Raw genomic sequence first — 23289 nt, forward strand, 5'->3', positions numbered from 1 at the left:
CGACCCTTAATGTTGCTCCTGCTCAAGCACACTTTGGGATAGCCGCGCGCCCACAATTGGGCAGCGATTTGGTCTCGAATCGCCTGCGAAGCGGTAACCGGCCGCACTGTGGTCGCATCGTTGCTGGCAAGCCCGCCGACGGAGATGGCGGGCGAAAAAGCCAGGCTCGTTGCTCGACCGGAAATCATCACCGTCGAACATCTTAAACTCCTCTTAAAGAAGTGCCAAACTGTGTGGCGAAATCGCCGCCGCGTCAGTCGCCCGACGCGGGCGTGGGCACCACCCGCGCGCCGTGCACCGGCCCACTGGCGACGCGCACCGTCCGACACACCCCGGCCCCGGTCAGTTCGATGCCGACATCGACCGCCGCGGACGCCGACCGGCACAGGAACGCGCAGGTAGGCCCGGAACCCGACACCAGCCCCGCCAGCGCGCCAGCCTCGACGCCGGCCCGCAGGACGCGGCGCAGGCGCGCGTTCATGCTCAGGGCGGCGGCCTGCAGTTCGTTGCCCAACAGCGGCGCCAACTCCTCCGGATCACCGGCCGCCAGCGCGGCGAGCACCGGGCCGGCCTCGCCAAGGCGCGGCGGATCGCCGGCCTCGCGCAGGCGGTCCAGCTCACGGAACACCTTCGGCGTGGACAGACCACCGTCGGCGAACGCGAGCACCCAGTGAAAGTTGTTGCGGGCCAACACCGTAGCGAGCTCCTCGCCGCGGCCGGTGCCCAGCGCGGTACCGCCGTGCAGAGCGAACGGCACGTCGCTGCCGAGTTTGGCCGCCAGGGTGTGCAGATCGCGGCGGGGTACGCCGAGTTCCCAGAGCGAGTTCAGCGCGACCAGCACACCGGCCGCGTCCGCGCTGCCGCCGCCCATGCCGCCGGCCACCGGAATGCTCTTGTCGATCGTGATCGACACGTCGGGCGCGCGGCCGACGTGCTCACCCATCAGCTCGGCGGCCTGCCAGGCCAGGTTGCGCTCGTCGAGAGGCAATTCGCCGGCGCCCTCGCCGGTGATCTCCAGCGACAGCACGTCGGCGTTGCGGACGGTGACCTCGTCCACCAGCGAGACGGCGTGAAACACCGTCGTCAGCTCGTGATATCCGCTGTCCAGCAGGTCTCCGACGGCCAGGTAGAGGTTGATCTTGCCGGGCGTGCGGACCGTCACCGCCCCAATGGGCGCCCACTGAGCTGCGGTGCTTCCGTCCATCGGCACCGAACGAGACTATCGCCCGAGCTCAGCTCGCGGACGCGTGCCGCGGCGCCTGCCCCCGCGGTGGGGCCTCCCCGGTCGTGCCGGATCGTTGGTAGAGCCGGACGAACTCCTCGACGGTCAGCGTTTCACCGCGCCGCGACGGGTCGATACTCGCGGCCAGCAACCGGCTCGCCGACTCGTTGCCCGAACCCGCCCAGTCAACGAATGCATTGCGAGATGTCTTGCGGCGCTGAGCAAATGCGGTATCCACGAGCTTGAACACGTGCTGCCGGAAGGTGGCGTCGGTCGGCCAGGGCGCTGCGGCGTAGCGGTCGATGCGGACCAGCCCGGAGTAGACCCGCGGGATCGGCCAGAAGACGGTCGGCGAGACCGTGCCATGCCGGCGCACTTCCCCGTGAAAGCGCACCTTGACGCTCGGCACGCCGTACTCCTTGCCGCCCGGTTCAGCGGCGAGCCGCTCGGCGACCTCGGCCTGCACCATCACCATCACCGTTCGGAGCGTGGGGAATTCGGCCAGCAGGTGCAGGATCGCCGGCACTGCGACGTTGTACGGCAGATTCGCCACCACCGCGGTCGGCGGCGTCTGCAGGTCGTCGGGGCCGATGGTGAGGACGTCGCGGTTGACGACGTTCAGCCGCTGGGCCTCGCTGTTGGAGTGCTCGGACACCGTCTGGGGCAGGCGTTCGGCTAGGACCGGGTCGATCTCGACGGCGCTGACGGTGCAGCCGCGGTCGAGCAGCGCCAGCGTCAGCGAGCCCAGGCCGGGGCCGACTTCCAGGACGTGGTCGTCGCGGTTGACTCCGGACGCGGTGACGATCCGGCGCACGGTGTTGGCGTCGTGGACAAAGTTCTGCCCCAACGATTTACGCGGACGGAATTCGAGTTCTTTGGCCAACCGGCGGATTTCGGTTCGCCCAAGTAACTGGACGGTCAGCGGGCACCCGCTCTTCCGCTGCAGACGGGCCACGCTCCCCAGCCCTGACGGGCCTGCGTCACCGAAGCCACGGCGATCTGCTCTTCACGGCTGGCCAGGTCGGCGCGCGGCGCAAATCGCAAGCCGCCGTTGCGCACCCAGGTGTTCTGGTCGAACTGGACACCGCCGTAGTAGCCGTTTCCGGTGTTGATCGCCCAGTTGCCACCGGCCTCACAACGCGAGATGGCATCCCAGATCTCGCCGTTGGCGACAGCGGGCACCTCGGTGCCCGGCTTGGTGCCGACCCGCACGATCGCCTCGCGAGCAGGGTTGATGACGTGACTGGCGACCGGCAGTCGGCCGGTCTCGACGCCGTTGACCTTGGACACCGCGAAGGTCATGTCCTGGCTGCCGGCGGCGCCCTTGTCCTCGACGATCTCTTTGCTCATGTTCAGCTGCGGGTCTTCGATCCGGCGCTTCGGCGGGTCCAGCGGCACCCGCTCGGTGACCTTTTCGATCCGGTTGCGGATCACCTGGATGTGCATGCCGTCGATCACCGGCGCAACCGCGCCGGGGGTGACCTGGTCGCTCTGCTCCAGCGGCACCCCCAGGGTGGCGAGCAGGTCGCCGACGCGGGCGGCGGCCCGGTGGACGTTGTGCACGACACCACCGTCGTCGAGTTCGACGGTCTTGGCGCTGACGACGGGCAGGGCCATGCCGGCCAGCGGGACGCGGCTGCCGCGCGACGCCGCCGCCGGCGCGGTGTCGGTCATCGCCAGCTGGGCCAGCGCCTCGTCGACCGTGGACGCCGTGGTCCACACCTGCTTGGTGTTCTGGCCGTCGAGCGAGATCTGTAGCGGCCGGCTACGGCGCAGCACGATGCTGGCGTCGCCGTGCACCTTCTCGCCCGCGGCGGGGTACAGGTCGTCACGGTCGCTGACCGAGAACCCGTTTTCCTTGATGATGTCGATGACCCGCGACTTCATCGTGGTGACGGTCATCGCGTTGCCGTCGACGCTCAGCGTCACGGTCTTGTAGTCGGCTACCGCGAAGGCGCCGGCGAAGGCCAAGACCAGCAGAAGGCCTGCGACCAGAAAGCGCAGAGCGGGAGAAGGAGCCTGATGGAGTTTCGTAATTATGTTCAACGCGCGTGTATCCCCGACCTCAACAACCACATGCTTAACAAACAAAAGGGGCCCTCGAGGGCCCCCACCTTTTCGATAACAGGACGGTAACGAAAAGCCCTGGCGAGAGCAACTCGGCCCCGGCCACATTAACCGACTTTTAACCCTCCGCCGGCAACCGATAGACCCGCCGCGCGTTGCCCGAGGTCAGCTCGGCGAGTTCCGCGGCGGGTCGCTCGAGCAGGTCGGCCAGCGAGCGCACGGTGTAGGGCAGGCAGTACGGCTCGTTGGGTGCGCCGCGGTACGGATGCGGTGTCAGGAACGGCGCGTCGGTTTCCACCAGCAGCTGATCGGGCGGCACCAGCGGGACGGCCTCGCGCAGTTCGCGGGCGTTCTTGAAGCTCACCGTGCCGGACAGGCTGACCAGCCAGCCGGCGTCGGCGCAGGCGCGCGCCAGCTCTGGGCCGGACGAAAAACAGTGGAAGATCACGGTTTCCGGGGCACCCTCGGCCCGCAGTACGTCGAGCACGTCGGCGTCGGCGTCGCGGTTGTGGATCATCAGCGGCTTACCGGTGCGCTTGGCCAGGTCGATATGCCACGCGAAGGCCTCCCGCTGCACCGCCGGTCCGGCGCAGCCGTCGAGCTTGCCCGGCCAGTACAGGTCCATGCCGGTCTCGCCGACCGCCACCACCCGCGGGTGGTCGGCCAGCCGCTCGATCTCGGCGCGGGCGTCGGAGGTCAGCGCGTCGGCACGGGTCGGATGCAGGGCCACCGCGGCGTAGACGCGCGGATCCCAGTCGGCGGCCTGGGTCGCCCAGTGCGCCGACGCCAGGTCATCGGCGATCGTGACCACCGCCACGACGCCGACGGCGGCCGCACGGTCGAGAATCGCGTGCACGCCGTCGGCGTCGGTTGCGCCGCACGCGTCGAGGTGGGTGTGCGCGTCGATCAGCGGGCTCAGCCGCTCCGGAGCGGGCGGCGGCGGACGCTTGGAACTCACGCGCACACCATAAGGTGCATCTTGATGAACCCGTACTACGTCACCACGGCGATCACGTACCCGAATGGCAACCCGCACGTCGGGCACGCCTACGAGTACATCGCCACCGACGCGATCGCCCGGTTCAAGCGGCTTGACGGCTTCGACGTCCGCTTCCTCACCGGCACCGACGAGCACGGCCTGAAGATGGTGGAGACCGCGGCCGCGGAAGGCATTCCGACCGCCGAGTTGGCCAAGCGGAACTCCGACGTGTTCCAGCGTCTGCAACAGAAGCTGAACATCTCCTTCGACCGGTTCATCCGCACCACCGACGCCGACCACCACGAGGCGTCCAAGGAGATCTGGCGGCGGATGCACGACGCCGGTGACATCTACCTGGACAGCTACTCGGGCTGGTACTCGGTGCGCGACGAGCGGTTCTTCGTCGAATCCGAGACCGCGGAGGTCGACGGAACGCGGATCGCGGTCGAGACCGGCACCCCGGTCACCTGGACCGAGGAGCAGACGTACTTCTTCCGGCTGTCCGCCTACGCCGAGAAGTTGTTGGTGCACTACGACTCCCACCCGGAGTTCATCGCGCCCGAGGTGCGCCGCAACGAGGTGGTCAGCTTCGTCTCCGGCGGTCTGCGCGACCTGTCGATATCCCGCACGTCGTTCGACTGGGGCGTGAAGGTGCCCGAGCATCCCGACCATGTGATGTACGTCTGGGTCGACGCGCTGACCAACTACCTCACCGGCGTCGGCTACCCGGACAACGAATCCGAACTGTTCCAACGGTATTGGCCGGCCGATCTACACATGATCGGCAAGGACATCATCCGGTTTCACACCGTCTACTGGCCGGCCTTTTTGATGTCGGCTGGAATCGCCCTGCCCAAACGGGTTTTCGCGCACGGATTCCTGCTCAACAAGGGCGAGAAGATGAGCAAGTCGGTGGGAAACATCGTCGACCCGAACACGCTGGTCGACACGTTCGGCGTCGACCAGGTGCGGTATTTCCTGCTGCGCGAGGTGCCGTTCGGCCAGGACGGCAGCTACAGCGAAGATGCGATCATCAGCCGGATCAATGCCGACCTGGCCAACGAACTCGGCAACCTGGCGCAGCGGTCGCTGTCGATGATCGGCAAGAATCTCGATGGGGTGGTGCCGACGCCCGGTGAGTTCAGCGCCGAGGACACCGAGCTGCTTTCATTGGCCGACGGCCTTCTCGAGCGGGTGCGGGCCGAATTCGACAATCAGGCAATGCATCTCGGACTCGAGGCGATCTGGCTGATGCTCGGCGCGGCCAACCGGTACTTCTCGGCACAGGAACCGTGGGTGCTGCGCAAGAGCGACACCGAGGCCGATCAGGTGCGCTTCGCCACCGTGTTGTACGTGACGATCGAAGCGGTGCGCATCGCTGCACTGCTGGTGCAGCCGGTGATGCCGGAGTCGGCGGGCACGCTGCTCGACCTACTCGGCCAGTCGCCGGAAGCACGGAACTTCACGTCCATCGGGACTCGGGTGTTGCCCGGCACTGCGCTCCCGGCGCCCACCGGCGTCTTTCCGCGCTACCAGGTCGACTAGGCCAGGCGAATCTTGACGGTCACCCGGCCGTTCGAATCCCGTTGCGCGACAGCATGTCCAGCGCGCTCGGTGTCATCGAGCGTCAGCGTGACCGGTCCACCCTCACCGAGGAAGTTGCGCCACCACGTCTTGGCGTCGGGCAGGTTCGCGCCGACCTCGATTTCGTCGCCGCGACGGCGGTAGGCGACTGGGATGCTGAACGTCTTTCCGGATCGCCGCCCGGTGTAGCTGATCGTCGTGACGCTGCGCCGCAACAGCTTTCCGAACCGCGGCGAGGCGGTGATCGCCGTGACCGGAGCGTTGAACAGCGGAGCGGCCTTCATGACGAGCCGAGCGATGTTGACCATTTTGACTAACCTTTCACATCACCATGGCCGCGCCGAGCGCCGCGACCGCTAGTCCCTGGAGGGTCGCGCGTGCCGTGATGACCGCGTCCCACTTTCGTTGCAGCGCAGGCGCATCGATGGTCACCCCCGAGCCGTCGGCCGCGGCGGTGAGTTCACGGTTGATCGGCGCGCTCACCCGGAGGTAGATCACCAGCCACCCCACCAGTAGCACGAACGCGACGCCCGCCGCACCGGCCTGCACCCAGTGGCCCGACGCCGCGGCCACCCCCGCACTGATCGCCGCGGCCAACAGGCCGAGCACCCCGGGCACCGGCATCCGCCGGTCGCCGTACCGGTGGATGTTGCCCATCACCGACAGCAGGGCCCGGTCGTCGACACGGGCCAGTGCGGGCCGTTGCACCATCGCGCAGAATACGTCGGTGCCGTAGACCACCGCGGTGCCGAGCACCGCGGTCAACGCGAACAACTTCGCGACCATCGCGTCCTCCTCCATCCGGGTGTTAGCGACGCTAACCCCGCATCCCGAGCGTGTCAATAGCGGCGCTAGCATTCGTATCGCCGCTAACATCATCGATATGGCCATCGACGACCGCCGGACGCGCGAGCGCGCCGCCCGCCGCGACCTGATCACCGCCACCGCGCGCACGATCGCCGAAGCGGAGGGTTGGGACGCGGTGACCACCCGGCGGCTGTCTGCCGAGATCGAGTACAGCCAGCCCGTGCTCTACAAGCACTTCGCCGGCATGGAGGGCATCGTCGCGTCGGTCGCCGTTCAGGGCTTCGCCGAGCTCGGCGACGCGCTGGCCGCGGCGCGCGCCCCGGCCACCGACGGCCACGACGCGCTGTCCCGAGTTGCCCACGCGTTCATCGGTTTTGCCCGCGACAACCCCGCGCTGTTCGACGCGATGTTCACCCGGGCGACCACCCTGGCGTTCGCCGCCGACGACACCCCACCCGAGCTCAACAACGCGTTCGACGAGCTGCGCGCGGCGGTCGAACAAATCGCCGGGAATCGCGACCCCGACACCCTCGCCGAAGTGGTCTGGGCCGCCCTGCACGGGCTCATCACCCTCGATCGCAGCGGGCGCCTACGCCCGGACTTTCATGACGATCGCATCGAGACTCTGGTCGCCGACATCTGCGGGAGCCTGTGAGCCTGGTCACAAGCTGTCACAGCGACGCTCCCGGCGGTGTCTTGAGGGCATCACACCCGCGAGACAGGAGACACCCATGACCGCCCAGCGCACTCACATCGTCGTGATCGGCGGCGGCTACGCCGGCACGCTGGCCGCCAACCACCTGCGCCTCAACGCCGATGCCGTAGACATCACCGTGGTCAACCCGCGGCCGAAATTCGTCGAGCGCATCCGGCTGCACCAGATGGTCGCCGGCAGCGGCAGCGCCGCTGTCGACTACGGCACGCTGCTCGGCGAGGGCGTCCGGTTGGTGGTCGACAACGCCGACCGGATCGACACCGCCCTCGGAACGGTTGAGCTGGCTTCCGGCGAAAACCTGGACTACGACTACCTCATCTATGCGGTCGGCAGCACCGGCGTGGTCCCGGCCGCGGTGCCCGGGGCGGTCGAATACGCCTATCCGATCGCTGAATTCGAACAGGCCGAGCGACTGCACGCTGCGCTCGACGAACTACACCCCGACGCGCCCATCATCGTCGTCGGTGCCGGGCTGACCGGCATCGAGACCGCATCCGAACTGGCCGAGCAGGGCCGGCGGGTGCATCTGGTCTGCGGCGGAACGTTGGGCCCTTCGCTGAGTGCGCCCGGCCGCCGCTCGGTGGCGAAATGGTTGCGCCGCCTGGGCGTCGACGTGCTGGAGGCCGCGCGGGTCGCCGAGGTCCATCGCGACGGGGTGCTGTTGGACGACGGCGCCGTGTTGCGCAGCGCGGCCACCGTGTGGACTGCGGGCTTCGGGGTGCCGGAGTTGGCCGCCCGCAGCGGACTGCCCACCGATGCGCTGGGCCGATTGCTCACCGATGAGACACTGACCTGCGTGGACAACCCACGCATCGTCGCGGCCGGTGACGCCGCCGCGCCGTCGGGCCAGCCGCTGCGGATGAGCTGCCAGGCCGCGATCCCGCTGGGCGCGCAGGCCGCCAACACGGTGCTCAGCCGGATTGCCGGCACCCCGGCCGCGGGCATCAACCAAGCCTTCACCGGCCAGTGCATCAGCATCGGACGCAAGTACGCGACCGTGCAATTGGCCCGCTCCGACGACACCCCACTGAACCTGTTCATCGGCGGCCGGGTCGCCGCCTCGATCAAGGAAATGGTCTGCAAGGGCACGGTGTGGGGCATCCGCAAGGAGGCCGCCAAGCCGGGTTGGTACCGCTGGCTCAAGGGCGGCAAGCGGGCGCAGCGACTGGCCGACGAGGCGGTGCCGGTGTCGTGACCGCCACCGACGAGCACGCCGAACGGTTCATGCTGCTGCGCCCGCTGCTGTTCACCATCGCGTACGAAATCCTCGGCTCGACAACCGAATCCGACGATGTGCTGCAGGACAGCTACCTGCGCTGGGCCGACGTCGATCTCGACAGCGTGCAGGACACCAAGGCCTATCTGGCCCGGCTGGTCACCCGCCAGGCGCTCAACGCGCTCCGGGCAGGTGCCCGGCGCCGGGAGGACTACGTCGGCCCGTGGCTGCCCGAACCGCTGCTGCTCGACGAGCAGGACCCGTCGGCCGATGTCGTGCTGGCCGAATCGGTTTCGATGGCGATGCTCGTCCTACTGGAGACGCTCAGCCCCGACGAGCGTGCGGTGTTCGTGCTGCGCGAGACCTTCGGCTTCGACTACGGCGAAATCGCCTCTGCGGTCGGCAAATCCGAGCCGGCCGTGCGCCAGGTCGCCCATCGGGCCCGGGAACACGTGCAGGCCCGGCGCAAGCGCTTCGCGCCCGCCGACCCCGAGCAGAACACCCGGATCGCCGCGGAGTTCATGGCCGCAGCGGCCGGCGGCGACGTCGCGGCGGTGATGTCGATGCTGGCCCCCGACGTGGTGTGGACCGCCGACAGCAACGGCAAGGCCAGCGCGGCGCGGCGGCCGGTGGTCGGCGCCGACAAGGTCGCCCGCGCGATCGTCGGGTTGATCGGCCGTGGCCTGCAGATGCCAGACGTGCGGGCCGAGATGGTGGTCTGCAACGCTGCCCCTGCGGTCCTGCTGTACGCCGCCGACAAGTTGGAAGGCGTTTTCACCGTCGAGATAGTCGACGGCAAGATCGCCAACTTCTACGCGATGCGCAATCCCGACAAGCTGGCGGCGGTCACCACCGCACGCAAAATCAGCCGCGGCTGAGATTTCTGCCAAGCTAGGGGCGTGCGAATCGACCGGCTCGGCGATCTGGGCAGCCCCCACGAAGTGCTGCGTGCCGTCGCCGATGCCACGAAACGGCTGGATCTGCCGCCACCGGCGGCTCTGACCGGCCAGTGGTTCGGTGCCCTGGCAGTGATCGCGCCGAGCCTGTCGGTACAGCCCGTCGACGCCACGGAGGCCTTCGATGTGCGGCCCGGCTCGCACAGCACCACGATCGGCGGCGGCTGGATCGGCTATCTGTCCTACCCCGATCCGGGTGTCGACGGACAGCCCGCGCGAATTCCCGAGGCCGCCGGCGGCTGGACCGATTGCGTGCTGCGCTGCGACCGTGATCGGCAGTGGTGGTTCGAGAGCCTGTCCGGGGCGCCGGTGCCCGGTTGGCTCGCCGAGGCGCTGACGTCACCGACGCCGGCCCGCGCGTACCGGATCGACTGGGACGCCGCCGACCGCGCTGCCCATCGAGCCGGAGTCTTGGCCTGCCTGGAGGCCATTCGCGCCGGCGAGGTCTACCAGGCCTGCGTGTGCACGCAATTCACCGGCACCCTCGCCGGCGACCCGCTGGACTTCTTCCTCGACGGCGTCGCCCGCACGGCGCCGGCCCGCGCGGCCTATCTGGCCGGTGGTTGGGGCGCGGTGGCCTCGCTGTCGCCGGAGCTGTTCCTCAGTCGCCGTGGGGATTTGGTGACCTCGAGCCCGATCAAGGGCACGCTGCCGCTGTCTGCTCCCCCGTCGGCCCTACGCGCGTCGACCAAGGACGTCGCGGAGAACGTGATGATCGTCGACCTGGTGCGCAACGACCTGGGCCGGGTCGCGGTGACCGGATCGGTCACCGTGCCCGAGTTGCTGGTGGTGCGTCCCGCGCCCGGGGTGTGGCACCTGGTGTCGACGGTCGCGGCGCAGGTGCCGATCGGGCTGGCCACCACCGCACTGCTGGACGCGACCTTCCCGCCGGCGTCCATCACCGGCACCCCGAAAATTCGTGCCCGCCAGCTCATCTGGCAGTGGGAGCGGTCCAGGCGCGGCGTCTATTGCGGCACAGTCGGTTTGGCGTCACCGGTGGCGGGCTGCGAGCTGAACGTCGCGATCCGAACGGTGGAGTTCGACGCCACCGGCAACGCGGTGCTGGGTTCCGGCGGCGGGATCACCGCCGACTCCGACCCCGACGCCGAGTGGGAGGAGTGCCTGCACAAGGCCGCCCCGATCATCGGCGCCTCAGTCGCGGGCGCGCAGCACCGCGTCGTAGAGCTCACGCCGTGACACCGCTCCCGGTGTAGCCGAAATAACCTGCGCGCAAGCGTCTTTGACGCCCATCCCGTCGTCGATCAATGCCACCGCCTGGGCCACCAGTGTCGGCAGGTCCGTCTTCAGCACCGCGCCGGCCAGCACCACGGTGATCTCGCCGAGCACCTCACCGGCGGCCCACTCCGCCAGCTCGTGCAGCGACCCGCGCAGCACCTCCTCGTGCACCTTGGTCAGCTCGCGGCATACCGCGGCGCGGCGGTCGCCGCCGAGTTCGGCGACCGCGTCCTCGAGGCACGCCTGCAAGCGCCGCGGCGACTCGAAGAACACCGTCGTGCGCTGCTCAGTCGCCAGCGACGCCAGCCAGCTGCGGCGCGCGCCCTGTTTGCGCGGTGCGAACCCCTCGAAGCAGAACCGCTCCGACGGCAGGCCGGACACCGCCAGCGCGGTAGTCACCGCCGACGGTCCGGGCAGACACTGCACCGCGATGCCCGCATCCACGCACGCCGCCACCAGCCGGTGCCCCGGGTCGCTGATCAACGGCATCCCGGCATCGCTGACCACCAACGCCGTCGCGCCGGCGGTGAGCTGCTCGACCAGTTGCGGCACCCGAGCGGCCTCGTTGTGGTCGAAGAGGCTGATCACCTTGCCGCCGATCTCCACGTCGAGCGCCTTGGCCAGGATCCGCAGCCGACGGGTGTCCTCGGCGGCGACGATGTCTGCCGTAGCCAGCGCCGCAATCAGCCGCGCCGACGCGTCGGCCGGTTGACCAAGCGGCGTGGCACCCAGCAGCAGTCGGCCGGTCGTCATGAGCCACAGCCTACGATCGGACCCGATGACCATCACCGAGCCCGACGACCTCGTCGCGCAGGACGCTGTTCCGGTGATCAGCCCCGGGCCGCTCGCCCCGGCACCCGATTTCGGCCCGGTCGACCGGCTCGAGGGCTGGGTGGTCACCGCCGTCGTCACCGCACTGGCGGCACTGACCCGAACGATCAACCTCGGGTCCCCCACCGACGCCGGCACCCCGATCTTCGACGAGAAGCACTACGCGCCGCAGGCCTGGCAGCTGCTGCACAACCACGGCGTCGAGGACAACCCTGGCTACGGCCTCGTCGTGCATCCGCCGGTGGGCAAGCAACTGATCGCGATGGGCGAGGCGCTGTTCGGCTACACCGGGCTGGGCTGGCGGTTCACCGGCGCGATCCTCGGCACGATCATGGTGGCGCTGGTGGTGCGGATCGTGCGACGGATCAGCCGCTCGACACTCGTCGGCGCCATCGCGGGATTGCTGGTGATCGCCGACGGCGTCAGCTTCGTGGTGGCCCGCACCGCGCTGCTCGACGGATACCTCGCGTTCCTGGTACTGGCCGCGTTCGGCGCGCTGATCGTCGACCGCGATCAGGTCCGCGAACGACTACACGTCGCGTACACCGAGGGCCGCATCGGCGACACCGTGTGGGGCCCGCGGCTGGGCGTGCGGTGGTGGCGGTTCGGCGCCGGCGTACTACTCGGATTGGCTTGTGGGACAAAATGGTCCGGCCTCTACTTCGTGGTCTTCTTCGGGTTGATGTCACTCGGTTTCGACGTCGCGGCGCGCCGGCAGTACCGGGTGCTGCGGCCGTGGCTGGGCACCGTGCGCCGCGACCTGTTCCCAACGGCCTACGCGCTGTTGCTGATTCCGTTCGGGGTCTACCTGGCCAGCTATGCGCCCTGGTTCGCCTCTGAGACGGCCATCGATCGCCACGAGGTCGGCCAGTCGGTCGGATGGCACTCGAATGTTCCACTGCCCGACGCGATTCGCTCGTTGTGGCACTACACCTACAACGCGTATCACTTCCACGCCGGCCTGACGAACTCCGCGGGAAACTATCACCCGTGGGAGTCCAAGCCGTGGGCCTGGCCGATGTCGTTACGGCCGGTGCTCTATGCGATCGACCAGCAGAACGTGCCGGGTTGCGGCGCGCAGTCGTGCGTCAAAGCGGTGATGCTGGTGGGCACCCCGGCGATGTGGTGGATTTCGGTGCCCATGCTGCTGTACGCCGTATGGCGGATGTCGGTGCGCCGCGACTGGCGCTACGCCGCCGTCCTCGTCGGCTACTGCGCGGGATGGCTGCCGTGGTTCGCCGACATCGACCGTCAGATGTACTTCTTCTACGCGGCGACCATGGCGCCGTTCCTGGCGATGGGCATCGCGCTGATCCTCGGCGACATCCTTTACAAACCCGTTCAAGGCGCGGAGCGGCGCAGCCTCGGGCTCATCGTCGTATCCTGTTACGTCGCATTGGTTTTGACAAACTTTGCCTGGTTGTTCCCGATTCTCACCGGCCAGCCGATCTCGCAGAACACCTGGAACATGGAGATCTGGCTGCCCAGCTGGCGCTGAGCTCGCCCGCCGCCGCCGCCGCCGCGAAACAGAAGCCACGGTCGCGAATTCCGGTTATCCACAACCCTGGCTTCAGGTTGGCGCAGCATTGTCGCGTGACCCCGCATCATCGCCCGCATGGATGCACCGATCGTCGGCAGCGAGGCGTTGGCCCGCGGCGCGCTCACCCGCGGACAACTGCGCTCGAATTACCGGCCCATTTTCCCGGATGTCTACCTGCCGAAGACGAGCGATCGAACGCTGGCGGCGCTGACCGTCGGCGCCTACCTGTGGTCCGGCCACCGGGCAACGATCACCGGGCGCGCCGCGGCGGCGTGGCACGGCGCGAGATGGGTCAGCGACACCGCACCGATCGAGATGCTTTGGCGCAACGCACACTGCCCGCCCGGCATCATCGCGCGCGACGAGCGGTTCGCTCGCGATGAGGTCGCCGTTGTCGGCGGTGTCCGGGTCGCGACGCCTGCGCGCGTGGGTGTCGACCTCGCCCGCCACCTGATCGGGGCAACAGCCGTCGCGCATCTCGACGCGCTCGCTCGACGGACGCGTATTACGAAGCAGGAGTTGATAACTCTGCTCGAGCGGTATCCCGGGGCGCGTGGCAACAAGCTCGCGCGGTCATCCATCGAGGGCGATGGACGCCGGTGCGGAATCGCCGAAGGAATCGTGGTTGCGGCTGATACTGACGCAGGCCGGGTTGCCCCGGCCCGTCACGCAGATTCGCGTGAGCGACGGTCAGCAGGTCGCCTACCTCGACATGGGTTGGGAAGATCCCATGGTGGCAGTGGAATACGACGGCGATCATCATCGCCTAGATCGTCAGCAGTACGTGAAGGACGTGCGACGGGCCGAGCTGCTCGACGGCCTCGGTTGGCTCGTCGTGCGGGTGATCAAGGAGGACCATCCACGGCAAATCGTGGGACGCGTCTCACGAGCGCTCGCCCAGCGCGGCTACGCACCGGCGCCGCGAAACCGAAGCCACGGTCGCGGTGCGGCGTAATTCACTGCCCTAGCGTCTGTTTCGCGGCGGCGCTAACTTCCGCCCAGCGAGCAGGCGTCGCGCACCTTCGGCGAATACGTCACGTCGCCGCACTCGCACTCCCACGTGGTGTGCCGGCCGCGACCGCAGGAGCACGACCGGCTCCCCACGATCATGTGGCCCGGCAGCAGCCAGTGGCCATTCGCGCAGCGATACGGACGTTTATCCGTATACAAGACGAGTTCGTCGTCAACATCCATAGTCACGCCCTCGACAGTGACAGGTTCCGCGCACCATCGGCAGGGGCGGAGCCGGATCGTGATCGTTCGGTGTCCAAGCCCGCGCGTGTCGGTGACCTACCCAAAACCTCAAGTATTGTTGCGGTTGTGCACGGCCAGGACCTCATTCTTCCCGGCGAACTCGCAGCCCGCGCCGGCGTCGCGGTCTCGGCGCTGCACTTCTACGAACGACAGGGGCTGATCACCAGCACCCGCACGTCGGGCAACCAGCGCCGCTACGCGCGCGACACACTGCGCCGCGTCGCATTCGTCAAGATGTCACAGCGGCTGGGCATTCCGCTGGCACGTGTCCGCGACGCGCTGACCACGCTGCCCGCCAATCGCGTTCCCACGAGCCGGGATTGGGCCCGACTGTCGGCCGGCTGGCGCGCCGACCTCGACGACCGGATCCTGCATCTGCAGCGACTGCGCGACAACCTCGCCGACTGCATCGGCTGCGGCTGCCTCAGCCTGAAAGCGTGCGCGCTGTTCAATCCCGACGACGCGCTCGGCGCCGAAGGACCCGGTGCCGCCCTCCTGTGAATCGAACAATTGTGCGATAAGATCGTGGCCATGGCGATCGAGGTCCAGCAGTCGTTGTTCGAGTGCAACGACCGACGGTCGCTGGGCGACGGAGCGTGGATCGACGTCCGCTCTGGCTGGCTGACCGATGCCGAGGACCTGCTCGGCGAATTGCTCGACACCATCCCCTGGCGCGCCGAGCGCCGCCAGATGTACGACCGGATTCTCGACGTCCCCCGACTGGTCAGCTTCCACGACCTCACCGTCGACGAGGCGCCCCACCCGCAGTTGGCCCGGATTAGGCGGCGGCTCAACGACATCTACGCCGGCGAACTCGGCGAGCCGTTCACCTCCGCCGGCCTGTGCTGGTACCGCGATGGGTCTGACAGCGTGGCGTGGCACGGCGACACCATCGGTCGCGGCAGGACGGACGACACCATGGTCGCGATCGTCAGCCTCGGCGCCACCCGCACCTTCGCGTTGCGACCGCGCGGCGGCGGCACGTCGCTGCGCCTGCCGCAGGCGCACGGCGATCTGCTGGTGATGGGCGGATCGTGTCAGCGCACCTGGGAGCATGCGGTGCCGAAGACGTCGGCCCATACCGGGCCGCGGGTCAGTATCCAGTTCCGGCCGCGCGACGTCCGTTAGCGATCAGTTCCTGATCGCGGCGACCGACTTCACGAGTAGATCCTGGGCCTTCTTGGTGTCGACGGGCTTCGGCGGCTGCCCCGGCACGAGCACCGGGTTCGCGGTGATGATCACCTGGTAATCGCCGAAATGCGCGGTGTAGTTGTACAACTCGCCGCTGTGCGGCTTGCCCTGCACCACCGTCTGCAGGATGCGGTGCACGCCCAGCGTCTTGGTGCCGTCGATCTGTGGGGTGTCGATGACCTCGAAGAGGCCGCGCATGCGGCCGCCCTGGAAGGCCACCTTGTGGCAGTTTCGGCCCGGCTCCGCGAAGGGCACCGGCACGGAGGTCTGCACCGCCATCGCGATGAAGCGCTCGCCGGCGCCCTCGGCGGCCACCGCGGCCATGTTGCCTTCCAATCCCGACGGCATGTCTTCGCCGACCACGAACGACGCGCAGTCCGGCGGATCGAACGTCAGGCCTGGCGGCAGCTTATGGGATTGCAGCATCTTCGGGTCGATCCCGGTTTTGGCCTGCTCCTTGACCTTGAAACCCGGCCCGAAATCGGACTTCACCTGAGAAATCTTGGTGATATCCGCAGAAGGGGCCTCCTGAGACGATCCGTGGGAGCATGCCGTCAACAGGCAGACACTCCCGATCGCCACCGCAATCCGCATCATTCCGGCCAATCTAACGCACCACCGTCAGCCACGTACGGCTGATACCGTTTTCACCAGCAAGTCGGCGGCGAATTGCGGCGTCAGCGCCGGATTGGGCGAACCGGGATCGCTGACCAGCACAGTGAACGCATAGTAATCACCCAGGTACGCGGTGAAGGTGCTTGCCCGCGAAGCGATTTCGTTGCCGCCCTCGACAGACGTGACGATGTCGGCGGCCATCCCCAGGGTGTCGGCGGCGTCGACGTGTGGCGCGTCGATGACGTGAACGTGGGCTCTGGCCCGCCGGCCGGTCATGCTCCACTGCCGACACCCGGCGAGCGCGGAGTGATCCAGCGCCACTGGGCCGGTCGGCGCGGCGACGACCACCGCGTACACCGTGCCGCCCGGGCCCGATCCCGAAATGCCTTGCGCACGTTGACCCCGGCCGCCCGTCGGGTCGGCCAGCGGACCGCAACGTGCGGGGGTGGCGGCTCCGACACCACCCAGGCCCCAAACGCCGGGCGGCGCAACCACATCCGCGACCGGCGCGACCTCGTAGCCGGGCGGCAGGTCGCGCCGCACCCGCCTGATGTTGCCCGGGTCGACGCGACCCGCCGACACCGTTGTGGACGGCGCCGGCCGGTGTTCGGCCGGATGCACACACCCGGCGAGCAGCAGCAGTATCGGAGCGGCCGCCGCGATACGCATTTAGCTGACGGCCCGAATGACTTGACGTGCAGTGTGTTTGAGCTGAGTCACGGTGTCCCTGCTCAGCGACAGATGATTGGCGTCGGGCACGTCGACAACGGTGGTGACCACCCCCACGTCGTCGCGCTGCCAGAAGGCGCCGTAGCGGTCCATGATCGCGCGCATCGCCACATTGTCGGCGAGCATCCGCCCGGAGAACTTGTGCACGCCGGCGATCCCTGCCGCCACCGACAGCGCATCGATCAAGAACGTCCCGATGCCGTGCCCCTGGTAGGCGTCGGCGACGGTGAAGGCTATCTCGGCGACGTTCGGGTCGTGGTCTTCGCGGACGAATCGCGCGTCAGCCACCGGATTGCCTTCGCGATCGGTCATCACCCACACGAAGTGGTCGACGTAGTCGACCTCGGCCAGATAGTCCATCAGCGCCGGACTGGGCACCCGTGCCGACATGAACCGCCGATACAGCGTGTCGGCGGAGAACCGGACGTGACCCTGCAGGGTGCGGGCGCTGTCGCCGGGCAGCACCGGACGCAGCAGCACCTCGGTGCCGTCGCGGGTCCGCACCGGGATCGGCGTCAGAAACGCGGCAAGTCGCTGACGGATCGTGCGGACCAGCCTCGTCATGATCCCGGGAATGTGCACCAGGCGCGCGAACGCGTCACTGTCGCCGCACCACCCGGTCAGCAACTCGGTGGTGGTCACGGTCGCGGTCCGCGGGATGTTTCGCAGCAGGGCGATCTCGCCGACGATCATGCCGGCCGAGACCTGCTCGACGGTCACCACGTCGTCGTCCGCCACGTGCTGGATCTCCGCGGCCCCCGATGCGATGAGCAGGAAGGACACCGCCCGCTCACCCTGGCGCATCAGCACCTGCCCGGGCGCGGCCTGCAGCGGTTCCAGGCTGGCCGCCAACGGCATCAGGTCCTCGGCGGGGCAGCCCTTGAAGATGTCCAGCGTCGCGAGTTCGGCGGCGCGCAACGTGGTCAGTTCGGTCAACTGCCGCCCCCGTCACCATTGAAGATGGTGCCAAGGCTAGGGGCTGGGCGCGTGTTGCAGCAAGGACGCGCCCACCGGCAGACTCACTCCCGTGACCCGCACCGACGATCCGCTGCAGACGACCCGTGACCTGCTCGACCGCGACGCGACCCTGCGGCACGGCTTCCTGGACGTGCTCGGCGCGTCGGTGGCCAGCGACACCCCGACACTGGCTCAGGTGGCGATGAACAGCCCGGTGGTCGCGACGGTGTACGAGCGACTCTGGCGGCCGGTGGCGTTCTACGTCGCGAGCGGCGTCACGACCGGCGCCGAGCAGCGCCGCGCAGCGGAGGCGCTGAACCTGCCCGGCACCTCCCGATTGCTCGACATTGCTTGCGGCCCGGGCAATTTCACTGGAAAGTTGGCTGAGCAGCTGCCGGAGGACGGGCTCGCGATCGGCTTCGACATCTCGGTGCCGATGCTGACCCGTGCCGTGCAGGACAACAGCGGGCCGCGCACCTGCTACGTGCGCGGCGATGCGGGAACGCTGCCGTTCGACGACGAAACCTTCGACGCCGTCTGCTGTTTCGGCGCGCTGTACCTGATGCCCGAGCCGTTCCAGGTCGCGCGCGAAATGCTGCGGGTGCTCAAACCCGGTGGCCGGGTGGCGATCCTGACCAGCTACGTCAGCCGGGTACCGGGACTCCGCCAGGTCAGCGAAGCCAGTGCGAAGGTGATCGGGCTTCGCTTGTTCGACCGCGAAACCTTCGTCGACCTGTTCCGCGAGGCCGGCCTGACGGGCATCGAGCAGGAAATCCAGCGCAACCTGCAGTTCGTCGCCGCGGACAAGCCCGCCTGAGGCTCAGGCCATCGAGTAGCTCAAGCCATTGAATAGAAGGCCTCGTCGGCGCGGCCGATCGCCTGCGCGCCGCCGGCGGCCAGGGCCTGCGCCTTGAAGATGTGGGCGGCGGCGCTCGGCTGGTGCCGGGCGGCGACGAAGGTGCGGCTCAAATTCGTCGGGTGGTGCCGGCCCCACAGCAGCACCTCTGTCTCATCGACACTGCCCATCTCGAGCACGTGCCGGCACACTGAGTCACTGCGGACCAGCACGTCGGCCGCGACCGCGAGCTGGTGCGGACGGGGAAGTGCCCGTGCGTAATTCGGGTCCGACAAGCGCTTGGCCACGTGTGCGCCGAGGATGCGCAACGGCCGGTCGTCGACCGTGCGTTCGGTGTCGCCGTCGATCACCACGCCGACGTCCCAGCCGGCCATCGCTCGGTCGAAGATCAGCCCGCCGATCGACATCACCGCGTCGGCGACGCTCGGGGCCACCACCTGAAACTGGTAACGACCGGGTCCTTCGCGGACCTCGCGCCGCGACGACGATCCCGATGTCGGGCAGTGCAGGGGCTTGAGCGTGCTGGCGGCAGCGGTCACGTGTGGTCCGTTCGACGGTGTGCGCAATTCTGAGCTAACACTACGAATATAGAGTAGCGGCGCTCCCGGTGAAAGCCCAGCCCGCTACACTGCCGGGATACCGAACAGACGCAAGCCCAATCCCGACCAACGCCGCCGCGAACTCTGCGACGCGGCGATACAGCTGCTTGCCGACGACGGCGCCAAAGGCCTGAGCCACCTCAAGGTCGACGGCCGCGCCGGGGTTCCCGACGGCACCACCTCGTTCTACTTCCGCACCCGCTCGGCGCTACTGCTCGCGATCGCCGAACGGATGGCCGAACTCGACCTGGCGACGTTGCAGACGGTCGCCGACAGCGCCGCCGTCGAGGACGGCGCCTCGGCGTCCACGCTGGCCAAGGTGGTCATCCAATCGGGCGAAGAACCGCAGCTGAGCCGCACCCGCGCCCGCTACGAGCTGACCATCCAGGCCACCCGGGATCCGGCGATCGCGGCGACGCTGCAGCGCGCCACCGACGCCTTCACCAAGCTGCACCACGACATCCTGGTTCAACTGCTGCCGCACGGCGCCGATCTCGACCCCGACGTCGTCGACGATCTCAGCAACGTGACGCTGACATTCATCAACGGGCTGATGCTGCGGTTCGTCCACGGCGATCGGATCATCGACACCCCCGAACAACTCGACGGCGTCCTGTCGGCGATCGTCGCCGGGGTGCTCGCCAGCGAGCAGCAGGGCCAACTCACGCATGACGGCGGCGCCCTGCGACCGTCTGCAAAGCCCGCAAAATAGCCCGCCGAATCCGGCCCGCATAGCTCTCTACGGCAATAGAGTTGACGGGTCGCGAGTACGCGTCCGCGCACGGTTTCATTAAGCGAAAAGTACAAATCGCCCTAACTGTCCGGGACGCTGACACACTGGCGGCATCGACTCGGCGTACGGCCCATCCGGATCACCGAAGTTGTGGCGAAAGGCAAGATTTCGTGACGATCAGCACCGGCTCAGACGTTCATTACGACCCCTACGACGTGGTCGTCAACGCCGACCCCTACCCCACTTTCGCGCGGCTGCGCGAAGAGGCGCCGCTGTACTACAACACCGAGCACGACTTCTACGCCGTCAGCCGCTTCGAGGATGTCGACAAGGCGCTGGTCGATCACGCCACCTTCAGTTCGGCGCGCGGCATCATCATCGAATTGATCAAGGCCAATCTCGACATTCCACCGGGATTGCTGATCATGGAAGACCCGCCGATCCACGACATCCACCGCAAGCTGCTCTCGCGGATGTTCACCCCGCGCAAGATCGCCGCGCTCGAACAGCAGATCCGCGACTTCTGCGCTCAGTCACTGGATCCGCTGATCGGCACGGGCGGTATCGACTTCGTCGGCGACCTGGGCGCGCAGATGCCGATGAAGGTCATCAGCATGCTGCTCGGAATACCGGAGAACGACCAGGAATTCATCCGCGACCACACCAACGCGCAGATGCGCACCGAAGCCGGCAAGCCGATGAACGCCGACGGCGGCCTGGTCACCGGCGAGATCTTCGCCGCCTACATCGACTGGCGGGCCGAACATCCGTCTGACGACATCATGACGGAGTTGCTCAACGTCGAATTCGTGGACGAGACCGGCCAGACCCGCCGGCTGACCCGCGACGAGTTGCTGATCTACCTCAACGTCGTCGCCGGCGCGGGCAACGAGACCACCACGCGGCTGATCGGCTGGGCCGGAAAAGTTCTCGCCGAACATCCGGACCAGCGCCGCCAACTGGTGGAGAACCCGGGACTGATTCCGCAGGCCGTCGAGGAACTGCTGCGATTCGAGCCGCCGGCCCCGCATGCGGCGCGTTACGTGACCCGCGACGTGACCCTGCACGGCCAGACCGTTCCGCAGGGCTCGGTGATGATGACACTGATCGGCGCCGCCAACCGCGATCCACGCCAATTCGGTTCGGACAGCGAGGAATTCAACATTCATCGCACTCCCCGCCAGCACCTGGCCTTCAGCGTGGGCACCCACTTCTGCCTGGGCTCGGCGCTTGCGCGACTGGAGGGACGCATCGCGCTCGAGGAGATCCTCGCCCGCTTCCCGGTGTGGGACGTCGATCTGACGAAAGCAAGGCTCAGCCCGACCTCGACGGTGCGGGGATGGGAGACCATGCCGGCTTCCACGTCATGACCGGTCGCGTCGAGGGCAAGGTCGCCTTCATCAGCGGGGCGGCCCGCGGGCAGGGCCGCAGCCACGCCGTCCGATTGGCGCAGGAGGGCGCCGACATCATCGCGATCGACGTCTGCGGGCCGATCGACAATCTCAGCTACCCGCATGCCGTGCCCGAAGACCTCGACGAGACAGTCGATTTGGTGAAGGGGCTGGGCCGCCGCATCGTGACCGAGCAGGTCGACGTCCGTGATTACGACGCACTGAGGGCGGCGGTGGACAGCGGGGTCGAGCAACTCGGCCGCCTCGACATCGTCGTCGCCAACGCCGGCGTCGGCACCGACGGCCGGATGCTGCACAAGATCCGCGAGAACGTGTGGCAGGACATGATCGACATCAACCTCAGCGGCGTCTGGCACACCGTCAAAGCCGCGGTGCCGCATCTTCTTTCGGGCGGCCACGGTGGCTCGATCGTGCTGACCAGCTCGGTGGGCGGCCACAAGGCCTACCCGCACACCGGACACTACATCGCGGCCAAGCACGGCGTGATCGGCCTGATGCGCGCCTTCGCCGTCGAACTCGGCCAGCACATGATCCGGGTCAACTCGGTGCTGCCCACCCAGGTAAGCACCACGATGGTGATGAACGAGCAAACCTATCGGCTGTTCCGGCCGGACCTGGAGAATCCCGGCCCCGACGACTTCGCCCCGATCTCGCAGATGATGCACACGCTTCCGGTGCCCTGGGTCGACGCGGTCGACATCAGCAACGCCGTGTTGTTCCTCGCCTCCGATGAATCCCGTTACATCACAGGCGTTTCGCTTCCCGTCGACGCGGGCAGCTTGCTCAAATAATCAACAACCGATTGGGAGATGGCTCATGGTCGAGTTCGACTACGAAAAGATGAAGAAGGAAGCCGAGCAGTACATCAAGTTCGAGAAGGACCGGGAGAACCGGATCGCCTACATCACGTTCGACCGGCCCGAGGCGCAGAACGCCACCAGCCTGGGCATGCGGCAGAACTACGCCGACCTGATCCACAAGTGCAACGTCGACGACGACGTGAAGGTCGTCGTGATCCGCGGCGAGGGCGACGATTTCGGCAGTGGTGGAGACCTTCCCGAGCAGCGACCGATGCTGGAAAATCCGGGCCTGCCCCTGCATCACGAGCTGGCGATCAACGACGACGACGTAAAGTACCCGCCCGGGGGTTCGTACCGCTACCTGTCCACGGTCACCGACTTCTACGCCAAGGCGAAGGCCGGAAACCGTCCGCTGCAAGAGCTTCGGAAGATCAGCATCATCGAGGCCAAGGGTTACTGTTACGGCTGGCACTTCTACCAGGCCGGCGACGCGGACCTGGTGATCTCCTCCGACGACGCGTTGTTCGGCCATCCGGCCTTCCGTTACGTCGGCTGGGGACCGCGGCTGTGGTGGTGGGCCGAGACGATGGGCCTGCGCAAGTTCTCCGAAATGCTGTTCACCGGAAGGCCGTTCAGCGCCAAGGAGATGTACGACTGCGGCTTCGTCAACAGCGTGGTGCCGCGCGACAAGCTCGAGGACGAGACCAAAAAGTACGCGCTGGCCTGCTCGAAGTCCCGTCCGACCGATACCGTTGCAGTGCAGAAGACCTTCCTCGAGCTGTACAAGCAGCACAAGGGTGAGTACTTCGGCAGCCTGCTGACCGGCATGGTCGAAGGCATGTTGCCGCTCATCCAGAACGACGTCGACAACACCGTCGACCTCACCGGTGGCACCTTCGAAAAGGGCCTCAACAATGTGGTCAAGGACAACGACCTGAACTTCCCGCCCGAGTGGCGGCTGAGCCGCTCGGGACGCGCCAAGCCCTGAGT

Annotated in this window: 25 protein-coding genes; 14 read left to right on the forward strand and 11 right to left on the reverse strand. The window is 67.7% G+C overall.

Going from position 1 to position 23289, the window contains the following annotated elements; all coding sequences use genetic code 11:
* Window positions 1–253 precede the first annotated feature (253 nt).
* The 4 genes from PT015_RS12410 to PT015_RS12425 form a co-directional block, all read right to left on the reverse strand.
* Window positions 254–1204, reverse strand: a complete 951-nt coding sequence (locus tag PT015_RS12410; RefSeq protein ID WP_285191078.1) for a 4-(cytidine 5'-diphospho)-2-C-methyl-D-erythritol kinase — start codon at window positions 1202–1204, stop codon at window positions 254–256.
* A gap of 28 nt (window positions 1205–1232) precedes the next feature.
* Complete coding sequence (gene rsmA, locus PT015_RS12415) at window positions 1233–2168, reverse strand: 16S rRNA (adenine(1518)-N(6)/adenine(1519)-N(6))-dimethyltransferase RsmA (RefSeq protein WP_285191080.1); 936 nt, start codon at window positions 2166–2168, stop codon at window positions 1233–1235.
* On the reverse strand, window positions 2141–3268 hold the full coding sequence (locus PT015_RS12420) for a resuscitation-promoting factor (protein WP_285184797.1): 1128 nt from the start codon (window positions 3266–3268) through the stop codon (window positions 2141–2143). Before PT015_RS12420 ends, rsmA begins: the two co-directional genes overlap by 28 nt.
* Window positions 3269–3407: 139 nt before the next feature.
* Entirely contained in the window at window positions 3408–4253 is an 846-nt protein-coding gene (locus tag PT015_RS12425) for a TatD family hydrolase (protein WP_285184798.1), read from the reverse strand.
* 18 nt (window positions 4254–4271) lie between these two features.
* Between PT015_RS12425 and metG the strand changes: the two genes are divergently transcribed.
* Window positions 4272–5813, forward strand: coding sequence for a methionine--tRNA ligase (gene metG / locus PT015_RS12430; RefSeq protein ID WP_285184800.1), 1542 nt, complete (start codon window positions 4272–4274; stop codon window positions 5811–5813).
* Here metG and PT015_RS12435 read toward each other — a convergent pair.
* Together PT015_RS12435 and PT015_RS12440 are read right to left on the reverse strand one after the other, a co-directional pair.
* Window positions 5810–6160, reverse strand: coding sequence for a hypothetical protein (locus PT015_RS12435; RefSeq protein WP_285184801.1), 351 nt, complete (start codon window positions 6158–6160; stop codon window positions 5810–5812). The two genes, metG and PT015_RS12435, sit on opposite strands and share 4 nt — an antisense overlap.
* Window positions 6161–6173: 13 nt before the next feature.
* Window positions 6174–6638, reverse strand: coding sequence for a DUF1772 domain-containing protein (locus PT015_RS12440; protein ID WP_285184802.1), 465 nt, complete (start codon window positions 6636–6638; stop codon window positions 6174–6176).
* A 97-nt stretch (window positions 6639–6735) separates the two neighbouring features.
* Here PT015_RS12440 and PT015_RS12445 point away from each other — a divergent pair, with 97 nt between their 5' ends.
* From PT015_RS12445 to PT015_RS12460, 4 genes are all read left to right on the forward strand, one after another.
* Window positions 6736–7314: a TetR/AcrR family transcriptional regulator gene (locus PT015_RS12445; protein ID WP_285184804.1), complete on the forward strand. Its 579-nt coding sequence runs from the start codon at window positions 6736–6738 to the stop codon at window positions 7312–7314.
* A gap of 76 nt (window positions 7315–7390) precedes the next feature.
* Window positions 7391–8569 (forward strand): NAD(P)/FAD-dependent oxidoreductase, encoded by a 1179-nt coding sequence (locus PT015_RS12450; protein WP_285184806.1) that lies wholly within the window; start codon window positions 7391–7393, stop codon window positions 8567–8569.
* A 29-nt stretch (window positions 8570–8598) separates the two neighbouring features.
* Window positions 8599–9468, forward strand: coding sequence for an RNA polymerase sigma-70 factor (locus PT015_RS12455; RefSeq protein ID WP_285191081.1), 870 nt, complete (start codon window positions 8599–8601; stop codon window positions 9466–9468).
* Window positions 9469–9489: 21 nt separating this feature from the next.
* Window positions 9490–10743 carry an aminodeoxychorismate synthase component I gene (locus tag PT015_RS12460; protein WP_285184808.1) on the forward strand — a complete coding sequence of 418 codons (1254 nt, stop codon included), beginning with the start codon at window positions 9490–9492 and terminating at the stop codon, window positions 10741–10743.
* Here PT015_RS12460 and rsmI read toward each other — a convergent pair.
* The gene (gene rsmI, locus PT015_RS12465) at window positions 10699–11535 is read right to left on the reverse strand and encodes a 16S rRNA (cytidine(1402)-2'-O)-methyltransferase (protein ID WP_285184809.1); all 837 of its coding nucleotides are present in this window, start codon (window positions 11533–11535) and stop codon (window positions 10699–10701) included. The two genes, PT015_RS12460 and rsmI, sit on opposite strands and share 45 nt — an antisense overlap.
* Window positions 11536–11560: 25 nt before the next feature.
* On the opposite strand from rsmI, the gene PT015_RS12470 reads away from it, so the two are divergent.
* The 4 genes from PT015_RS12470 (at window position 11561) to PT015_RS12485 (ending at window position 15535) form a co-directional block, all read left to right on the forward strand.
* The gene (locus tag PT015_RS12470) at window positions 11561–13111 is read left to right on the forward strand and encodes a dolichyl-phosphate-mannose--protein mannosyltransferase (protein WP_285184810.1); all 1551 of its coding nucleotides are present in this window, start codon (window positions 11561–11563) and stop codon (window positions 13109–13111) included.
* Window positions 13112–13706: 595 nt separating this feature from the next.
* Entirely contained in the window at window positions 13707–14108 is a 402-nt protein-coding gene (locus PT015_RS24630) for a DUF559 domain-containing protein (RefSeq protein ID WP_313824308.1), read from the forward strand.
* A gap of 365 nt (window positions 14109–14473) precedes the next feature.
* Window positions 14474–14908 (forward strand): redox-sensitive transcriptional activator SoxR, encoded by a 435-nt coding sequence (soxR, locus tag PT015_RS12480; protein ID WP_285184811.1) that lies wholly within the window; start codon window positions 14474–14476, stop codon window positions 14906–14908.
* A gap of 30 nt (window positions 14909–14938) precedes the next feature.
* Window positions 14939–15535 carry an alpha-ketoglutarate-dependent dioxygenase AlkB gene (locus PT015_RS12485; protein WP_285184812.1) on the forward strand — a complete coding sequence of 199 codons (597 nt, stop codon included), beginning with the start codon at window positions 14939–14941 and terminating at the stop codon, window positions 15533–15535.
* Between the two features lie 3 nt (window positions 15536–15538).
* Here the strand turns inward: PT015_RS12485 and PT015_RS12490 are convergent, their stop codons facing one another.
* The 3 genes from PT015_RS12490 to PT015_RS12500 are packed head-to-tail and all read right to left on the reverse strand — an operon-like array spanning window position 15539 to window position 17878.
* On the reverse strand, window positions 15539–16195 hold the full coding sequence (locus PT015_RS12490) for a DUF5642 family protein (RefSeq protein WP_285184813.1): 657 nt from the start codon (window positions 16193–16195) through the stop codon (window positions 15539–15541).
* Between the two features lie 24 nt (window positions 16196–16219).
* Window positions 16220–16882: a DUF5642 family protein gene (locus tag PT015_RS12495; RefSeq protein ID WP_285184814.1), complete on the reverse strand. Its 663-nt coding sequence runs from the start codon at window positions 16880–16882 to the stop codon at window positions 16220–16222.
* Window positions 16883–17878 carry a GNAT family N-acetyltransferase gene (locus PT015_RS12500; RefSeq protein ID WP_285184816.1) on the reverse strand — a complete coding sequence of 332 codons (996 nt, stop codon included), beginning with the start codon at window positions 17876–17878 and terminating at the stop codon, window positions 16883–16885.
* Window positions 17879–17969: 91 nt separating this feature from the next.
* Here PT015_RS12500 and PT015_RS12505 point away from each other — a divergent pair, with 91 nt between their 5' ends.
* Window positions 17970–18716 (forward strand): methyltransferase domain-containing protein, encoded by a 747-nt coding sequence (locus PT015_RS12505; RefSeq protein WP_285184818.1) that lies wholly within the window; start codon window positions 17970–17972, stop codon window positions 18714–18716.
* Between the two features lie 20 nt (window positions 18717–18736).
* Here PT015_RS12505 and PT015_RS12510 read toward each other — a convergent pair whose 3' ends face one another.
* Window positions 18737–19294, reverse strand: coding sequence for a hypothetical protein (locus tag PT015_RS12510; protein WP_285184819.1), 558 nt, complete (start codon window positions 19292–19294; stop codon window positions 18737–18739).
* Between the two features lie 97 nt (window positions 19295–19391).
* Between PT015_RS12510 and PT015_RS12515 the strand changes: the two genes are divergently transcribed.
* The 4 genes from PT015_RS12515 to PT015_RS12530 all read left to right on the forward strand — a co-directional run bounded on the left by PT015_RS12515 (window position 19392) and on the right by PT015_RS12530 (window position 23287).
* A complete protein-coding gene (locus PT015_RS12515; protein ID WP_285191082.1) occupies window positions 19392–20066 on the forward strand; it encodes a TetR/AcrR family transcriptional regulator in 675 nt (224 codons plus the stop codon).
* 191 nt (window positions 20067–20257) lie between these two features.
* Window positions 20258–21457, forward strand: coding sequence for a cytochrome P450 (locus tag PT015_RS12520; protein WP_285184820.1), 1200 nt, complete (start codon window positions 20258–20260; stop codon window positions 21455–21457).
* On the forward strand, window positions 21454–22290 hold the full coding sequence (locus PT015_RS12525) for a mycofactocin-coupled SDR family oxidoreductase (protein ID WP_285191083.1): 837 nt from the start codon (window positions 21454–21456) through the stop codon (window positions 22288–22290). The genes PT015_RS12520 and PT015_RS12525 overlap by 4 nt, the downstream gene beginning before the upstream one ends.
* 25 nt (window positions 22291–22315) lie before the next feature.
* Window positions 22316–23287 (forward strand): enoyl-CoA hydratase/isomerase family protein, encoded by a 972-nt coding sequence (locus tag PT015_RS12530; protein WP_285184821.1) that lies wholly within the window; start codon window positions 22316–22318, stop codon window positions 23285–23287.
* Window positions 23288–23289 lie beyond the last annotated feature (2 nt).

It is taken from the genome of Candidatus Mycobacterium wuenschmannii (genome assembly GCF_030252325.1).
Classification (GTDB): Bacteria; Actinomycetota; Actinomycetes; order Mycobacteriales; family Mycobacteriaceae; genus Mycobacterium; species Mycobacterium wuenschmannii.

Excerpts from the sequence above, each read along its gene's own strand:
- PT015_RS12410 (WP_285191078.1), bottom strand. The coding sequence starts at position 1,204 with ATGGACGGAAGCACCGCAGCTCAGTGGGCGCCCATTGGGGCGGTGACG.
- metG (WP_285184800.1), top strand. The coding sequence starts at position 4,272 with ATGAACCCGTACTACGTCACCACGGCGATCACGTACCCGAATGGCAAC.
- PT015_RS12435 (WP_285184801.1), bottom strand. The coding sequence starts at position 6,160 with ATGGTCAACATCGCTCGGCTCGTCATGAAGGCCGCTCCGCTGTTCAAC.
- PT015_RS12440 (WP_285184802.1), bottom strand. The coding sequence starts at position 6,638 with ATGGTCGCGAAGTTGTTCGCGTTGACCGCGGTGCTCGGCACCGCGGTG.
- PT015_RS12445 (WP_285184804.1), top strand. The coding sequence starts at position 6,736 with ATGGCCATCGACGACCGCCGGACGCGCGAGCGCGCCGCCCGCCGCGAC.
- PT015_RS12450 (WP_285184806.1), top strand. The coding sequence starts at position 7,391 with ATGACCGCCCAGCGCACTCACATCGTCGTGATCGGCGGCGGCTACGCC.
- PT015_RS12455 (WP_285191081.1), top strand. The coding sequence starts at position 8,599 with ATGCTGCTGCGCCCGCTGCTGTTCACCATCGCGTACGAAATCCTCGGC.
- rsmI (WP_285184809.1), bottom strand. The coding sequence starts at position 11,535 with ATGACGACCGGCCGACTGCTGCTGGGTGCCACGCCGCTTGGTCAACCG.
- PT015_RS12470 (WP_285184810.1), top strand. The coding sequence starts at position 11,561 with ATGACCATCACCGAGCCCGACGACCTCGTCGCGCAGGACGCTGTTCCG.
- PT015_RS12485 (WP_285184812.1), top strand. The coding sequence starts at position 14,939 with ATGGCGATCGAGGTCCAGCAGTCGTTGTTCGAGTGCAACGACCGACGG.
- PT015_RS12490 (WP_285184813.1), bottom strand. The coding sequence starts at position 16,195 with ATGATGCGGATTGCGGTGGCGATCGGGAGTGTCTGCCTGTTGACGGCA.
- PT015_RS12495 (WP_285184814.1), bottom strand. The coding sequence starts at position 16,882 with ATGCGTATCGCGGCGGCCGCTCCGATACTGCTGCTGCTCGCCGGGTGT.
- PT015_RS12525 (WP_285191083.1), top strand. The coding sequence starts at position 21,454 with ATGACCGGTCGCGTCGAGGGCAAGGTCGCCTTCATCAGCGGGGCGGCC.
- PT015_RS12530 (WP_285184821.1), top strand. The coding sequence starts at position 22,316 with ATGGTCGAGTTCGACTACGAAAAGATGAAGAAGGAAGCCGAGCAGTAC.